Genomic DNA, 14859 nt, shown 5'->3' with positions numbered 1-14859 from the left:
GATGCAACGTTCACTGCTGCGAAGAGTGGGTCAAAGCGTTTTGGTGCTGTGGGCCGCGTTTACCCTGTCGTTCTTTCTGCTGCAGGCGCTGCCCGGCGATGCGGTGCTGATCAAGTTTCAGAACCCGGATCTGGGCCTTAGCCCGGATCAAATCGCCGAAATGCGAATGGCTTACGGCGCGGATAATCCGCTCTGGCAGCAGTACGTGCACACGCTGCTGGCGATGGTGCGCGGCGATTTTGGTTACTCGGTGCAGGCGGGCGTGCCGGTCAGCGAACAGCTGATCAGCAACCTGCCCGCCACGCTGCAACTGGCGCTGCTCGGTTTTGTGCTGGCAACCCTTATCGCGTTCGCGCTGGCGGCGTTATCGCGCTTGCCAGCGCTGCGCTTCCTGCGTTCGGTGCTGCAATCGGTACCGGCGCTGTTTATCTCGCTGCCGACCTTCTGGCTCGGCATCGCGCTGATTCAGCTGTTCTCCTTCCAACTGCGCTGGATCCCGGTGATCAATCCGTCGCCGCTACAGGGTTTGATTCTGCCGGTGATTACCGTGGCGATCCCGATCTCCGCGCCGCTGGCGCAGATTCTATTACGCAGCATAGATCAGGTTTCTACCCAGCCGTTCGTGGCGGTCGCGCGCGCTAAAGGCGCCAGCGAAAGCCATGTGCTGTGGCATCACGTGATGCGCAATGCGCTGCTGCCGGTGCTGAACGTTGCCGGTTTGCTGCTCGGGGAACTGATCGCCGGTGCGCTGATTACCGAAACCGTGTTTGGCCTAAGCGGCGTCGGTCAGCTAACGCAGCAGGCGGTGAATAATCAGGACGTCGCGGTGTTACAGGCGGTGGTGATGATCTCGGCGCTGGCGTTTGTGCTGATTAACCTGCTGGTCGATGCGCTGATGCCGCTGTTCGATCCGCGTCTGCAATCCATTGCCGGAGGCAACCGATGAGTCTGGTCGATTACTCAACTGCGCGTCAAAGCAACGGCAACGCACGTGCGTCCCGCGTGCTCAACATCCAGCCAGGTTTGTGGCTGGCGTGGGGCGTGATGCTGTTGGCGCTGCTGGCGGCATTTGCGCCTGGTCTGTTTACCCATTTCAGCCCAACGGAAGGCGTGCCTGGCGCACAACGTCTGCCGCCGCAGGCCGCTTACTGGCTCGGCACCGATCAGCTGGGCCGCGATCTCTACGCGCGCATTATTTATGGTGCGTCACAGTCGCTGTCGGCGGCGGTCGCAGCGGTGGCGATGGGGCTGATTGGCGGCACCACGCTCGGCGTGCTGGCGGGCGCGATGGGCGGTCGCACTGAGAACTGGCTGATGCGCTTAGTGGATGTGTTGCTGTCGATTCCTTCGCTGCTGCTCTCGCTCAGCATTCTGATTCTGCTGGGTTTTGGCACCGTGCACGCCGCGCTGGCGGTGGGCATCGCCTCGATTGCCAGCTTTGCCCGCCTGGCGCGTGGCGAAGTGGTCCGCGTACGCCGCAGCGAGTTCGTCGAAGCGGCTTACGGCAGCGGCGGCAGTTTCGGGCGCGTGTTGTGGCGTCATATTTTACCCAACTCGCTGACGGCGGTGATCGCCTTCGCCGCCTTGCAGTTTGGCCAGGCGATTCTGGCGTTATCCACGCTCAGCTTCCTCGGCTACGGCACGCCGCCGCCGACGCCCGAGTGGGGTTTATTGATCGCCGAAGGACGTAACTATCTGGCGACTGCGTGGTGGCTCACCACCTTCCCCGGCATTGTGGTGGTCGCCGTGGTGCTGGCCGCCAACCGCATCAGTCGTCAACTGGCCGGAGGTGACGCATGAGCGCGTTATTAGCCATTGAAAATTTAACCCTCAGCTATCGCCAGCGCGGCGAGTGGCGCGCGGTGGTTCACAACGTCAGCTTTGAGTTGCAGCCGGGTGAAATGGTGGCGCTGGTCGGTGAATCCGGATCCGGCAAAACCACCACCGCGCAGGCGATTATTGGTTTGATGGCAGAAAACGGCCGCCGGGACAGCGGCAAAATTGTGCTGAACGGCACCGATATCGCCGGTTGGTCTTCTAAACGTCTTGATAGCCTGCGCGGCGTCAGCATCAGCTTAGTGCCGCAGGATCCGGGCAACTCGCTCAATCCGGTGAAAACCATTGGCGATCAGGTCGGTGAAATGTTGCAGCTGCACCTGAAAATCAGCAAAACCGAACGTCAGCAGCGCGTACTGGAGCTGCTGCAAAAAGTGGGGCTGAGCCATCCGGAACAGCGTCTGACGCAGTACCCGCATCAGCTTTCCGGCGGCATGAAACAGCGTGTGCTGATTGCTATCGCCCTCGCCCTGCGTCCGCAGATTATCATTGCCGATGAACCCACCAGCGCGCTGGATGTCACGGTGCAAAAACGCATTCTCGATCTGCTGGATGTGCTGCGCCGCGAATCCGGTACGGCGGTGCTGTTTGTCACGCACGATTTGGCATTGGCGGCAGAACGTGCCGATCGCCTGCTGGTATTTCGTCATGGCGAAGTTCAGGAACAAGGCCCGGCGGCGCAGGTGATCAACGCGCCTAAGCATGCTTACACGCGGCAGCTGTTGCAGGACGCCGATCCGGGCGTCAGCGCGCTGTCCGTGCCGACACATGCCAACTTCTCGTCGCCAGCGATTCAGCTCTCCGGCATCAATAAACAGTTTTCCCTCGGTCGCCAGCAGCAGCTGCAGGTGGCGAAAGAGGTGTGCGTCACGGTGGCGCGCGGCACCACGCACGCGCTGGTCGGCGAATCCGGCTCGGGGAAAACCACGCTGGCGCGCATTCTTTTAGGCTTTGAGCAGGCCGATAGCGGCCGCGTGGTGATCGATGGCATCGATGCCACCGCGCTGCGCGGCGAAGCGCAACGTCAGCTGCGCCGCAAGATTCAGTTTGTGTATCAAAACCCGTTTGCCTCGCTTGATCCGCGCCAGACGCTGTTCGCCATCATTGAAGAGCCACTGCGTAACTTTGAGAAACTCAGCAGCGACGAGCGCCGTGAACGCGTCGCAGCCGTGGCGCAGCGCGTGGCGTTACCGCTGGAGCTGCTGACGCGTAAACCGCGCGAGTTGTCTGGCGGCCAGCGTCAGCGCGTAGCCATCGCCCGCGCCCTGATTCTGCAACCGGCGATTCTGGTGCTGGATGAAGCGACCTCAGCGCTGGATGTCACGGTGCAGGCGCAGATTCTGCAACTGCTGCAACAACTGCAACGCGAGCTCGGCCTTACTTATCTGTTTATCACCCACGACCTCGCCACCGTGCGCCGCATTGCGCACAGCGTCACCGTGCTGCGCGCCGGTGAAGTGGTGGAGCAAGGTGACACTGTCACGCTATTTAGCGCGCCGCAGCATCCGTATACCCGATCGCTGATTGACGCGATTCCCGCTTTCCGTCCGCTGATTAAGGAGTCTGCATGACGCGCAAACGCATTGGTTTTTTCACTCGCCTGCTGGATGACACTTCCGCACAGCAGCGCTATCGCCTGGCAACTGAACAGATTCAGCACGCCGAGCGCACCGGTTTTGACAGCGCGTGGATTGCTCAGCACCACTTTCACGAGAAAGAAGGCGGCTTGCCGTCACCGCTTGTGTTTCTGGCCCACGTTGCGGCGCACACCCGCACTATTCGGCTTGGCACCGGCATCATCACGCTGGCGATGGAGAACGCGCTGCGCGTCGCCGAAGATGCCGCGGTGCTGGATTTGCTGAGCAACGGTCGGCTCGAAGTCGGTTTAGGATCGGGTGGCACCGCGACCTCGTTTCTGCCGTTCGGCATCACCATCGACCAGCGCGCCAGCGTGTTTGCCGATCATCTGCATCAACTGCTGAGCGCCTGGCGCGGCGATACGTTGGGCCATCCGGAGAATCATCTTTATCCCGCAGCGCCGACGCTGGCGCAGCGCGTGTGGATCGCCACCTTCTCGGTGGAAGGTGCGGCGCGCGCAGGCCTTGCCGGACACGGTTTGATGCTGTCGCGCACTCAGCCGCGTCCGGCGGGCCAGCCTGATTTGCCGCTCCACCAGATACAAAACCCGATGATTGATGCCTATCTGGCGGCTTTACCAGCAGGGATTGCGCCGCGCATTCTGGCATCGCGCACTGCTTTTGTGGCCGATTCCAACGACTACGCGCGCCGTCTCGCCGAGCCGGGCTTGCAGCGCCAGGCGCAGCATTTCCGTGAATCGGGACACGTGATTGGCAACACGCTGGACGAACAGGCGCGTCAGCTGGATGCGCACTTCGGCGATGCCGACACGGTGCGGCAATCGCTGCTGGCCGATACGTCGCTGCAACGCGTCACCGATATCAGCTTCCAGGTGCACTCCATTGATCCGCCGCACACCGACATTCTGCGTTCTATCGAATTGATTGCCGAGCATATTGCGCCCGCGCTGCGTGCGCTAAGCCACGCTTAACAGGAGAATTTCATGTCTCAACCGTTTGATTTACTGGCCGCGCTGGCGGATATCGATCCCGCGTCTGAACTGGCGCAAGCCCGCGCCGAACGTCACGCCGCCACCCAGCACACGCAAGGCAGCTACGACGTGCTGTTTTCGCAAGATGATGAGGATTTGCCGTTAGCAGAACGTTTCGCCCTCGCCGCGCAGGTCGCGGCCTGGCATGGCGCGTCGAGTCTCGAAGCGCATTACCGCCAGCCGGATCAGCCTAACAACGCACGCTTCGCTGCGGGTCTGGCGTTTGCGGAACTGCTGAGCCTGCATCCGGTCGATGCTGCGCCGCAGCACATCGAGACGCTGCAAACTGCCGGATGGTCGCCACGCGGCATCGTCACGCTGGCGCAGCTGATTGCCTTTGTCAGCTTCCAGAGCCGCTTGCTTGCGGGTTTGCGTTTGCTCAACGGCGAAGAAACGGCGTCGCAGCAACATGCGGTGGCCGGTAAATGGCACGATGCGCCGCTCACCGTCAGCGGGAAAACCGCCCTCACCGCCTTTACCCAACAGGAACTCGGCTGGGAACCGTGGCTGGCGGCAAAACCGCTGCAGGAATTTAGCGCTGAAGAGCAGGCAACGCTGGCGAAATTCGGCCACAGCGACTCTGATTACTTCCGCCTGCTGGGCCGCAATCAGCCGTTGCTCGAGCAGCGCACGCTAACCGATAAAGGCATCTTCTACACCGCAGGCGGACTCTCGCGCGCCGAGCGAGAACTCGCCGCCACGGTGGTGAGCAAGGTCAACGGCTGCATCTACTGCGCCTCGGTGCATGCGCGCAAAGCCAGCCAGCTGTCGAAAGATGAACCGGCGGTGCAGAAGCTGCTGAATGTCGCGCCGGGCGCTGAGCTGTCGCACGGACAATCGGCGCGCTGGGCGGCGCAGATCGATTTGGTTGCTACCTTATCGATTACGCCTGCCGCCACCAGCCTGAAACAGCTGCAGGCGCTGCGCGCTCAGGGATTCAGCACGCTGGAGCTGCTGGACCTGATTCAATCCGCCGCCTTCTTTGCCTGGGCGAATCGCCTGATGCTGACGCTCGGCGAACCTTTCTTACCTGAACACACACAAGGATGACCATGACGGATCTTTCCCATCAACAGCTGGTGCGCTGGCGACGCGAGCTGCATCAGCATCCCGAACTGTCGGATCAGGAATTTGCCACCACCGAGCGCCTTACCCGCTGGTTGCAGGAACTCAACGTCAAGCTGCTGCCGCTGGATTTGAAAACCGGTGTCGTGGCAGAAATCGGTCACGGGGAACCGCTGATCGCGCTGCGTGCCGACATCGACGCCCTGCCCATCGACGAGCAAACCGATCAAGCATGGCGCTCCCAGCAGCCGGGCGTGATGCACGCCTGCGGCCACGATCTGCATAGTAGCGTGATGCTGGGCGTCGCACAGCATTTGCAAAGCATCGAATCCCAGCTGCCTGGCCGCGTGCGCATTCTGTTCCAGCCTGCCGAAGAGATTTTTACCGGCGCGAAACAGCTGCTGGCGGCGGGCGCGCTGAAAGAGGTGCAGGCGATTTTCGGCCTGCATAACGCGCCGGATCTGCCAACCGGCACGCTGCGGACGCGCGGCGGTGCCTATTATGCCAACGTTGATCGTTTCCAGATCACTATCAACGGCAAAGGTGCGCACGCCGCGCGTCCGCATGAAGGCATTGATAGCATCGTGATTGGCAGCCACATCGTCACCGCGCTGCAAACGCTGCCGAGCCGCGTGTTCAGTTCGCTGGAGTCGCTGGTGGTCAGCGTGACGCGCTTTACCGCAGGCAACAGCTGGAACGTGCTGCCACAAACGGTGGAACTGGAAGGCACGGTGCGCACCCACAATGCGGCGATTCGCGCGCAGATCCCGCAGAAAATGAGAGCGCTGATAAACGGGATCGCCGCCGGATTTGGCGCACAGGCGGAGCTGGTGTGGCAGGAAGGTCCGCCTTCGCTGGTCAACACCCCGCAATGGGCCGATTTCGCGCTGGATCTGGCCGCAGAGCAAGGCTATCAAATACAGGTCGGCACGCCGCAGATGGGTGGCGAAGACTTCGCCTTCTACCTGCAGCAGCTGCCGGGCGCGTTCGTCAGCATCGGCAGCGCCAGTGAATTTGGCCTGCATCACGCCGGATTCGATCCGGATGAAGCGATGCTGGAACCGGCGGTGCATTACTTTACCGAGCTGGCCCAGCGCGCGCTGCTGACGCTGCGCCAACAACAGGCGCTGGCATCGTGACCATGAGAGCAAGGAGAAAAGCGATGGCGATTTCTGTACCTGTTCCACGTCTCGACCATGTGGTGATCAACGTTGCCAGCCAGTTGGATGACGCCAGCGCGCTGTTTCGTCGCCTGGGATTTCAGCTGACCGAGCGCGGCCATCATTCGCTCGGCTCCAGTAATCATCTGGCGATTTTTGGTGATAACTATCTGGAGCTGTTGGGGTTTGAGCCTGGGCGCGGCAATCTGCGCCAGGATTTGTGGCAGTCGCCGATTGGCCTCAGCGGATTAGTATGGAAAACCGAGGATGCCGATGCGGTGTGGCGCTATCTGGAGAGCCAGGACATCGACGGCGATCTGCCGGCGAGCTTTTTCCGTCCCGTTACTTTGCCGGACGGCACCGAGCAGGAAGCACGCTTCCGCACCGTGCGGTTGCGCCCGTCGCTGGTGGCGAACGGCCGCAGCTTCTTTTGTCAGCACGATACGCCGGATTCGGTGTGGCAGGACGCGTGGCGCGTCCATCCGAATGGCGTAAGCGATATCGTCGAGTTCGTGGTGGTGGCGCAGGATCCCGCCGCCGCTGCGCAGCCCTACAGTCGTTTATTCGGTGCCGATAAACTCACCGCCTGTCAGGAAGGCGCGTTTGTGCTTAAAGCGGGCGTGGCAACGGTGCGCTTTGCCGCCGCGGAATACGTTACGCAGCGCTTCGCCGGATTGCCGATTGATTACGACGGCAGCGCGCGCATGGCCGGATTGAGTTTGCACACCTCGGATCTGCGCAAAGTGAAAGCCAGCCTGCTGCTCGGTGATGTGCCGTTCCGCGAGGAAGAGTCGGCGATTATTGTCGGTGCCGAGCAGGCGTTTAGTGTGGCGTTGCGGTTCCAGCAATAATCACGTTTTGCATGTATCCGTAGCGGCGCGATTTATCGCGCACAGTGATGGCGATTGCGCACCCACCCTGATAATGCGCAATAAATTGCGCCGCTACGTTATGACTGCGCCGAAGTCGGCTTTCTGTTCGCACCTGAAGCGCAAGGCAAAGGCTATGCGCACGAGTCGCTCCGCGCGATTTGTGACTATGCATTCAGCGACGGCGGCATTCGACGCCTAAGCGCTACCGTCACCGCAGGCAATACGCCCTCACGGCGACTGCTGGAAAAAGTCGGTTTTGTATTAGAAGGTGAACTGCGAGAAAGTTACTGGCTGAGAAATGCGTGGCATAACGATTGGCTGTTTGGGTTGTTGCGCGAGGAATATGGGTTGTAGTGCAGGTGTGATCAACTCAGCTCGGGATCAAGGTTATTTAACGAATTAGCCATATTTAACCCGACCAAACATAGAGATGTCTACTAACTCCTATATCGTCACCCACGTTGAACGCCATTCCCGCTTTGTTATGCTGTCCAAAATCAGCGACAACAAAACCATAACTGTTGTATCTGCACTCATCAAACAAGCGCGGAATTACCAGCTGAGCTTTTATAAAACACTAACATGGGATCGAGGCGCCAAACGACCAGCCACGCTCGATTTACGGTAGCGACAGACATTTGGATTTATTTCTGTGGTCCTCAATCTCCCTGACAGCGTGGCTCAAATGAAAATACGAACAAGCTGGTCAGACAATATTCCCAAAAGGAACTGACTTTGGACGCTCAAGTTATTCTGTCCGATCCATAATATTTCGCGAATCAGTAAATGAAGTCGAGGCGGTTTGGTGCGATTTTTAGATGCATTCTAAATAAGCTGCAAAAAATTCTCAAGAAATGAATCGTCAAATATTATCAGCCTAACTATTAAGAACGTTACAAGCCAGACGTAATATCCCACTATGGAAAACTGAATATGAGCTTTTGAACGATCATTTATGTTAATTATAAAGCCTTTTTTGTTGGGAACGCTGCCTCCGCTCGTCATACTCCTTCGCTTTTTCCTTATGCCACATATTGCTGCATCCTGGATCGCTAGGGGTAAGACAATAGTGAGTTTTATCATCTTGAGACTCACTTTTCTCCCAAGATAGTTTTGGCGTTACCTCTGTGGTCCAGGAATAATCCTTCGCTTTTTCCTCATGCCACATTTTGCTGCATCCTGGATCGCGAGGAGTAAGACAATATTGGGTTTTATCACCTTGAGACTCACTTTTATCCCAGGAAAATTGTGGCGTTACCTCTGTTGACACCGAATAGTCCTTCTTATCAATGTCATACATCAAATCTGGTGAGGCCGTTGCTGAAACACCATAAAGTAGTGATATAAATGGGGCATATGCATATTTTTTTAAGCATGACATATTCGTTATTCCTTTAAACGTAAATTCGTTTAACTTCAATTTAGAAGCCCAGGTTCCTGACACGACTAGAAGCATGAGTAAAGTAACGTAAAATGTAGAACTGTCGATTATATCCCCATTACTGGGGAAGACCCACTATACATATTTTTATAAGCATGACATATTCATTATTCCGTTAAACGTAGATTCGTTTGACTTCAATTTAGAATCCCAGGCTCCTGATTTTAAGATTCGTTATCGCATCGTAAAAATCGTGCTTTCCTACATGGACGAAAAAGCATATTCGGAAAGAATGTTTAGTGACAAAGTCAGTCAGATCAGAATTAATCATTTTGCTTGATTGCGTAATTTCAAAACCACCAGCATCTGTAAACGTTATGTCAGTTCTTTGCTCATTACAGATATCCGCTTCTTACAACCAGCAACTTTGTACCAGAAGCGGACACCGGAGAAATTTGCGATACGTAGAATGATGAAAAGTCGTTTCCGCTCAGTTTTTACGGTCTTCTACATTCAATCCAGCAAATGACAAAAATAGCATTCACTCACTTACTGTATTAACGCCTCTCGCTGTTCGCTGACGCATAGCGCCCGGCGGATACCCATTAATGCGCTTGAACGCTCTGCTAAAGGCTGCCTGCGAGGCATAGCCGAGGCGAAGCGCTACGGTGTCAATTGAGATCTTATCGTGAGTAATCCAGTGACCCGCGATGCGCATTCGCACTTCCCTTGCATAGCGCTGCGGAGGTATGCCGATGATTGATTTGAAGCGTTCAGCAAAAACAGAACGGGATACATGCGACTGGGCAGCAAGCTCGGCAACAGACCACTCCCGGCTTGTATCACGATGAATCGCCAGAATGGCACGGGCAAGTCGTGGATCACGTAACGCAGCGATTAGACCAGCGGCGTTCTCGCTGCCGTTTTCGATCCATCCACGTACAATCATGGCCGCCGCCACTTCTGCGAGGCGTGCCAGAATGCCCGCGAAGCCCGCGCGTCCGGAACAGATTTCAGATTTCATCGCGCCCAGAACGGGAACCAGCCCCGGATAAATCTGTTCATTTGCCTCAACCACGATGGCTTGCGGCATCAGTTTACCCAGGCCCTGCATTCCACCAAGATCGAACTCCATACAGCCATAAAACAGAACCGTGCTGGGTGTCGGATGCGAACTCGGGCAGGTATTAATTCCGCTGACGGCCTCGCCTAAAGGAGCAGAGCCGAACGTGTCGATATGTTGAAATGAACAGCTGACATCCGATAAAAGCTGATGCTCCTCACCCTGCGGCATGAATACCATGCTTCCGGCTTTCAGTTCGTGCAACGTACCATCGTGTGTGCGCAGCACAGCAGTACCCACTGCGATGTAATGAAAATAGGCATGTCCGGGTCTGCTGCTGAAACCGACGCCAAACTCAGAGCCCGTCTGTAAACGGCGATACTGTACGCCACGCAGACGCATTTCCAGCAGCAATTCACTGATGAGTTCGGATGACAGGGCAAAGTGTTTATTCACAGGCATAACCGGAGTTTCGGGTAAAAAATCAGGATGTGGCATCATAGATCGTCCAGCTGCTCAACTCTAGACTTGGAGTTATCATTTTTTCTCCAAAAAAAGAGTGTGTTATGAGAAATGAAGCAACTGAAGCTGTATCCGTTAGTTTGAACAGTTCGGAACCCAAAGAATCCGCATGGATGGCCGTTATTTCACTGACGATGGGCGTGTTTGGCTTGCTGACTGCAGAATATCTTCCTGCCAGCCTGTTAACACCCATGGCCGCGGATCTTGGTGTAACCGAAGCGCTTGCTGGTCAGGCTGTGACGGTGACAGCTGTGGTGGCCCTGTTTGCGGGTCTGATGGTTCCCCGCCTGACGCGTAATTATGATCGCCGAGCTGTTTTGCTTGGTTTTACCGTGCTGATGATCGCCTCCAACCTGCTTGTCGCACTCTCCTCCAGTCTGGCTGTTCTGCTGGTCATGCGCATTTTGCTAGGCATCGCGCTGGGAGGCTTCTGGAGTATGGCTGCTGCCGTAGCTATGCGGCTGGTCCCTGCAAAAAGCGTCCCGCGTGCTCTCTCTATTATTTTTAGCGGTATTGCTGTCGGTACCGTGGTTTCGATCCCGCTGGGAAGCTATTTAGGTGGGCTTTATGGCTGGCGTAGTGCTTTTATCGCTGCAACCGCAGTTGGCCTGCTGACACTGCTTTTCCAGCTGTTTACGCTTCCTGGGATGGCTCCGCGTAAAATGATGATTACGGCATCTGTCATGGATTTACTCCGCCGCCCAGGCATTGCGGTGGGAATGACGGGGTGTGTGATTGCCCATACGGGTCAATATGCGCTGTTTACCTATATTCGTCCGGCTCTTGAAAATATCGTTCAACTTGATGTGGATCGTTTGTCTTTGATACTGCTTGGATTTGGCGTCGCTAATTTTATCGGTACGCTGCTGGCCGGGTGGCTGATGGAGAAAAGCCTGCGTCTTACCCTGATACTGATGCCAGCACTTGTTGGTTTAGCGGCATTAAGCATGATTTTGCTGCCACTTGAGGAAGCAGGATTGATGTTGTTCGTCGCGTTGTGGGGTATGGCATTTGGTGGCGTACCCGTTGCGTGGTCAAACTGGGTAGCGCGTTCCGTTCCCGATCAGGCTGAAACCGCTGGCGGCATGGTAGTCGCAGCAGTTCAATCCTCAATTGCTGCGGGTGCTGCGTTGGGAGGATTACTTTTTGGTCTCAGCGGCGTAACCGGTGTTTTCATTACCGCGGGTTGCATAATGTGTTTTGCCGCGCTGGTGATTGCACTAAAAGTGAGGGTCGCGCTGAGCTGACCACTTCCCTTATTAAAGACGTTTAAATAAAGGCCAGCTGAACCATTTGGCTGGCCTGAAAAAAGTAGCGAGGTTTCCTGACTCTTTCCGCTCACTTAAAATCTCTACTACATTGCTCGGCATCTCAACGTCCAAATGAATTGGCTTTGAGGTGTCAGTGTAATGAAGCAGTAATGTCCGGAATTAATTATTTCCCATCGAAGAAATTATCCGGAAGTTGACCTGGGGGCATATTAATAACAGCATCATTATCAGGCCCTTCATTTTTCATATACGTGACCCTGGCAAATTCGGGTATCACAACATAGGGATATGCCGGTCCTTCATCGCGGAAGCGATGCATATCCTCAATGAACTCATTTTGATAACAAATTGTTTTTTCAGGATGTTGATTTTCACCTGCAATCCACTGAGGAAAGAAGATGGTGCCATGAATGATCTTTCTTTCAATATCAAATAACAGGCTCACACAGGTTCCTGTCGGCTCGTGCCAGTCGACTTTATAAATGCCAGGTGCGAACTGCACGGCATTCATTTTTTGATTTGTCACCCAACGACCACCTACCAACCCCTGATGAATCCTGTAATCACACGTATTGTCATTACGCGCATACCATTCATATTTCCATCCATTATCATAGGTATAGACAAAATGCGTCCCTACAAAGGCGGATAAGTCTTTTGATATATCATTAACTGATTCACTTGACATAACGACCTCATATTTTCCGATAGAGTGGCGAAGTGTGGAATGTTACTTGCTGCACCCGCGTAATCTAAATACTGTAGCGTCACGTGGTGAGCATGTTATGAAACAATGCGCAAGCATTTGCATATCAATTATTTACATAATATTAGCATTTAGATGACAGATACAAGCCATTTGCTTAGGGATAATATAGCCACTTTGCATGAATTTTCCATAATGATTAACCATTTTATAATGCTAAATAGTTTGACTCAGTCGCAAAATGAATAAAAAGGTTAACCGTATGTAATAAATTGCCGGTTCGCCTTCAAAATTTAACGATTAAAATTAAACTATTTATCAGTATTTTGCACCTCCTTAAACCTTTTTCTTAAGGTTTAAATTTGCGAAAGTAAATTATATAGCTACCCTGAAGTAAGCATCCAACGCTGACGTTTCTTCTAACTGAATAATCACTCTTCAGGCAGAAAAATATGCCTGAGCCCTAAGAATTTTCTCTGCGGGATATATTTCTATGGATTTGATTCATGAAGTTTTTCGATTATCACCGGAGCTGGCGCTTTTTCTTTCTCTCGCTGTAGGCACGTGGATCGGTAAATTTAAACTGGGTGCATATTTGCGCTGGACAAGGGAATTGCGGCCGCCATCGCAAAACTGAACTTGATCCAGCACAGCTCCAGCAGATGCAGTGGAATGTCGCGGTGGGATATGCGGTGACATACATCTTCGGCTCCCTGGGTGCCATCATTATCTGCGTTAACATTCTTCCCAAAATTATGGGGCGCTCTATTCGTGAAGACGCAATAAAAGCTGAACAGGGACTGATGCATGGCGCAATCATACTGGCGCCAGCCAGATGCCTGCTTTACCTGAACTGGAAGGTCGGGTGTTTCTGGCAGGAGCGGCCGCGAGCAGAAGCATTGCTCAGATTAAAGCGTTAGCTAACCCACTTTCCCGGTTACCGTTTAACGCATGAAATGCGGCGATAAAGTCATCGCCGTTACGCCTGACATGCCGCTTAATGACAATGACATTCTGTTACTTGTGGGCCGCCGTAATGGCATCGTTGCCCTCGCCTCCTCGCTGGGAAAAGAGCTGGATGCAGAGGATGGGCCGGAAATGACCATGAAGACATCTGAAGTCTTTTGGATGGTATCAAGCGCGGAAGCCCCTGACCGGGAATTTGCCTTTGCCGGCCTCTGGCCTGCGGGCCGTAGAGACCATCAGGAACAACGGTATTTCTATGGAGTTAATCGATAAGGCTGTGCAGAGAAACAGCAATGAGCATTATCCCGCCGACAATGTTGACGTACTTTTTCAGCATTCGCGGGTTAGTTTTTTTGGCTGAGAATACGAGCGTTTGAGTGATTGCAAAAAGCCAGATACTCATAACCGCTATATGAACTGATGCCAGTATAAGGTAGTTGTAAACGCCACCCTTCGCGCCTGCGAACTGTGAAACGACCGTCAAATAAAAAAGGATGGCTTTAGGGTTCAAAACATTAGCCAGCCAAGCCTCTTTTAAAGTCACGGAATGCTTTGCACCAGTAAACCCGCCTGAATTTACCTTTATCCCACTCCGGATAAGCATCGCGCCTAACCAAAGCAGATAGACAGTTCCGGTTACTTTAAGCACAGCAAACGCTGCTGACGACGAGATGAGCACTGCCGTGATACCAAACCCTATAAAAATTGCATGGGTATATATGCCCAGAGCGGTTCCGGCGAGGGTTCTCAATAAACCTTTGTTACCTCCTGTCAGAGCACTGTTCATAACGAGAGTGAAGCTCGCTCCGGGAGACAGGGCAACAGGGAGTAAGGCTGGCATAAAGCCCAAAATGTTCATATCCATAGATTCTGGATAGTAATTGGCACTCTCTGAAATTGCCAGTGCAAGCGTTTCGCATATAGGCAATGTTCAGCTAAGCAAAAACGGGGATCTTTTTGACTAAAAGTCCGCTCTTCGCTCATAGCGGACTTCAGCTCAGTTAGCTTTTCCGCTTCGTGCCAGAAGCGGACATTGAGTATCACTTTCATGTAATCGATCGGAAGTGCTGTTATTCCATAAACGAATAATTTGACGTTACACTGGTATTGGCGCTATTAGTATGGCCCTTTCTGTCTGTATGACTTCCTCAATAAGGATTAAAAGATGGTCTCGTTTCGCTCAATGACAGAAGAAGAGTACTCTGCTTATCTTGAATATTTTATTGCTGATTATGCAATTGAGATAGCGTCAAATTATAGAATGTCTAAAAGTGATTCTCTAACGATGGCCAGGCAGGAAATATCAAAGTTGCTTGCGGAAGGAGTGAATACGCACGGGCAAATTTTACTGTCCATTTTCGCGAAATTAGATGTATTTGAGAGGCACG

Annotated in this window: 13 protein-coding genes and 3 pseudogenes; 12 read left to right on the top strand and 4 right to left on the bottom strand. The window is 54.1% G+C overall.

Annotated elements, in window-relative coordinates; genetic code table 11:
• Position 1 precedes the first annotated feature (1 nt).
• The 9 genes and pseudogenes from DEU53_RS22800 to DEU53_RS22760 form a co-directional block, all read left to right on the top strand.
• Positions 2–946: an ABC transporter permease gene (locus tag DEU53_RS22800; protein ID WP_199559739.1), complete on the top strand. Its 945-nt coding sequence runs from the start codon at positions 2–4 to the stop codon at positions 944–946.
• Positions 943–1800 carry an ABC transporter permease gene (locus DEU53_RS22795; protein WP_110868458.1) on the top strand — a complete coding sequence of 286 codons (858 nt, stop codon included), beginning with the start codon at positions 943–945 and terminating at the stop codon, positions 1798–1800. The genes DEU53_RS22800 and DEU53_RS22795 overlap by 4 nt, the downstream gene beginning before the upstream one ends.
• Positions 1797–3407: an ABC transporter ATP-binding protein gene (locus DEU53_RS22790; protein WP_110868457.1), complete on the top strand. Its 1611-nt coding sequence runs from the start codon at positions 1797–1799 to the stop codon at positions 3405–3407. The genes DEU53_RS22795 and DEU53_RS22790 overlap by 4 nt, the downstream gene beginning before the upstream one ends.
• On the top strand, positions 3404–4405 hold the full coding sequence (locus DEU53_RS22785; protein ID WP_110868456.1) for a putative FMN-dependent luciferase-like monooxygenase: 1002 nt from the start codon (positions 3404–3406) through the stop codon (positions 4403–4405). The genes DEU53_RS22790 and DEU53_RS22785 overlap by 4 nt, the downstream gene beginning before the upstream one ends.
• A 12-nt stretch (positions 4406–4417) precedes the next feature.
• Complete coding sequence (locus DEU53_RS22780; RefSeq protein ID WP_110868455.1) at positions 4418–5515, top strand: alkylhydroperoxidase domain protein; 1098 nt, start codon at positions 4418–4420, stop codon at positions 5513–5515.
• A 2-nt stretch (positions 5516–5517) separates the two neighbouring features.
• Complete coding sequence (locus DEU53_RS22775; RefSeq protein ID WP_110868454.1) at positions 5518–6669, top strand: amidohydrolase; 1152 nt, start codon at positions 5518–5520, stop codon at positions 6667–6669.
• Positions 6670–6692: 23 nt separating this feature from the next.
• On the top strand, positions 6693–7541 hold the full coding sequence (locus DEU53_RS22770; RefSeq protein WP_110868453.1) for a VOC family protein: 849 nt from the start codon (positions 6693–6695) through the stop codon (positions 7539–7541).
• A gap of 102 nt (positions 7542–7643) precedes the next feature.
• A pseudogene (locus tag DEU53_RS22765) lies at positions 7644–7916 on the top strand (GNAT family N-acetyltransferase); the annotation flags it as partial.
• Positions 7917–7986: 70 nt separating this feature from the next.
• Positions 7987–8341: pseudogene (locus DEU53_RS22760) on the top strand (IS30 family transposase); the annotation flags it as partial.
• A gap of 179 nt (positions 8342–8520) precedes the next feature.
• On the opposite strand, the gene DEU53_RS22985 reads toward DEU53_RS22760, so the two are convergent.
• On the bottom strand, positions 8521–9006 hold the full coding sequence (locus tag DEU53_RS22985) for a hypothetical protein (RefSeq protein ID WP_146222862.1): 486 nt from the start codon (positions 9004–9006) through the stop codon (positions 8521–8523).
• Positions 9007–9484: 478 nt separating this feature from the next.
• A complete protein-coding gene (locus DEU53_RS22750) occupies positions 9485–10507 on the bottom strand; it encodes an AraC family transcriptional regulator (RefSeq protein WP_110868451.1) in 1023 nt (340 codons plus the stop codon).
• Positions 10508–10572: 65 nt separating this feature from the next.
• Here DEU53_RS22750 and DEU53_RS22745 point away from each other — a divergent pair, with 65 nt between their 5' ends.
• Positions 10573–11775 carry an MFS transporter gene (locus tag DEU53_RS22745; RefSeq protein ID WP_110868450.1) on the top strand — a complete coding sequence of 401 codons (1203 nt, stop codon included), beginning with the start codon at positions 10573–10575 and terminating at the stop codon, positions 11773–11775.
• 187 nt (positions 11776–11962) lie between these two features.
• Here the strand turns inward: DEU53_RS22745 and DEU53_RS22740 are convergent, their stop codons facing one another.
• Positions 11963–12487, bottom strand: a complete 525-nt coding sequence (locus DEU53_RS22740) for a phenolic acid decarboxylase (RefSeq protein WP_110868449.1) — start codon at positions 12485–12487, stop codon at positions 11963–11965.
• A 969-nt stretch (positions 12488–13456) separates the two neighbouring features.
• On the opposite strand from DEU53_RS22740, the gene DEU53_RS22730 reads away from it, so the two are divergent.
• Positions 13457–13744, top strand: coding sequence for a hypothetical protein (locus DEU53_RS22730; RefSeq protein WP_110868447.1), 288 nt, complete (start codon positions 13457–13459; stop codon positions 13742–13744).
• Here DEU53_RS22730 and DEU53_RS22725 read toward each other — a convergent pair.
• Entirely contained in the window at positions 13734–14336 is a 603-nt protein-coding gene (locus DEU53_RS22725; RefSeq protein WP_110868446.1) for a LysE family translocator, read from the bottom strand. The two genes, DEU53_RS22730 and DEU53_RS22725, sit on opposite strands and share 11 nt — an antisense overlap.
• Before the next feature lie 300 nt (positions 14337–14636).
• Here DEU53_RS22725 and DEU53_RS23255 point away from each other — a divergent pair.
• Positions 14637–14859 (top strand): annotated as a pseudogene (locus DEU53_RS23255) (GNAT family N-acetyltransferase); the annotation flags it as partial.

The sequence above is a fragment of the Pantoea sp. AG1095 genome, assembly GCF_003208415.1.
Lineage (GTDB): Bacteria > Pseudomonadota > Gammaproteobacteria > Enterobacterales > Enterobacteriaceae > Pantoea > Pantoea leporis.
The sequence above is the reverse complement of the archived record's forward strand: the minus strand, read 5'-3'. Positions and strand labels throughout refer to the sequence as shown.

What these genes read in the sequence shown, in the direction of transcription:
- DEU53_RS22800 (WP_199559739.1), top strand. Translation starts at nt 2, where the DNA reads ATGCAACGTTCACTGCTGCGAAGAGTGGGTCAAAGCGTTTTGGTGCTG.
- DEU53_RS22795 (WP_110868458.1), top strand. Translation starts at nt 943, where the DNA reads ATGAGTCTGGTCGATTACTCAACTGCGCGTCAAAGCAACGGCAACGCA.
- DEU53_RS22790 (WP_110868457.1), top strand. Translation starts at nt 1,797, where the DNA reads ATGAGCGCGTTATTAGCCATTGAAAATTTAACCCTCAGCTATCGCCAG.
- DEU53_RS22785 (WP_110868456.1), top strand. Translation starts at nt 3,404, where the DNA reads ATGACGCGCAAACGCATTGGTTTTTTCACTCGCCTGCTGGATGACACT.
- DEU53_RS22780 (WP_110868455.1), top strand. Translation starts at nt 4,418, where the DNA reads ATGTCTCAACCGTTTGATTTACTGGCCGCGCTGGCGGATATCGATCCC.
- DEU53_RS22775 (WP_110868454.1), top strand. Translation starts at nt 5,518, where the DNA reads ATGACGGATCTTTCCCATCAACAGCTGGTGCGCTGGCGACGCGAGCTG.
- DEU53_RS22770 (WP_110868453.1), top strand. Translation starts at nt 6,693, where the DNA reads ATGGCGATTTCTGTACCTGTTCCACGTCTCGACCATGTGGTGATCAAC.
- DEU53_RS22750 (WP_110868451.1), bottom strand. Translation starts at nt 10,507, where the DNA reads ATGATGCCACATCCTGATTTTTTACCCGAAACTCCGGTTATGCCTGTG.
- DEU53_RS22745 (WP_110868450.1), top strand. Translation starts at nt 10,573, where the DNA reads ATGAGAAATGAAGCAACTGAAGCTGTATCCGTTAGTTTGAACAGTTCG.
- DEU53_RS22740 (WP_110868449.1), bottom strand. Translation starts at nt 12,487, where the DNA reads ATGTCAAGTGAATCAGTTAATGATATATCAAAAGACTTATCCGCCTTT.
- DEU53_RS22730 (WP_110868447.1), top strand. Translation starts at nt 13,457, where the DNA reads ATGAAATGCGGCGATAAAGTCATCGCCGTTACGCCTGACATGCCGCTT.
- DEU53_RS22725 (WP_110868446.1), bottom strand. Translation starts at nt 14,336, where the DNA reads ATGGATATGAACATTTTGGGCTTTATGCCAGCCTTACTCCCTGTTGCC.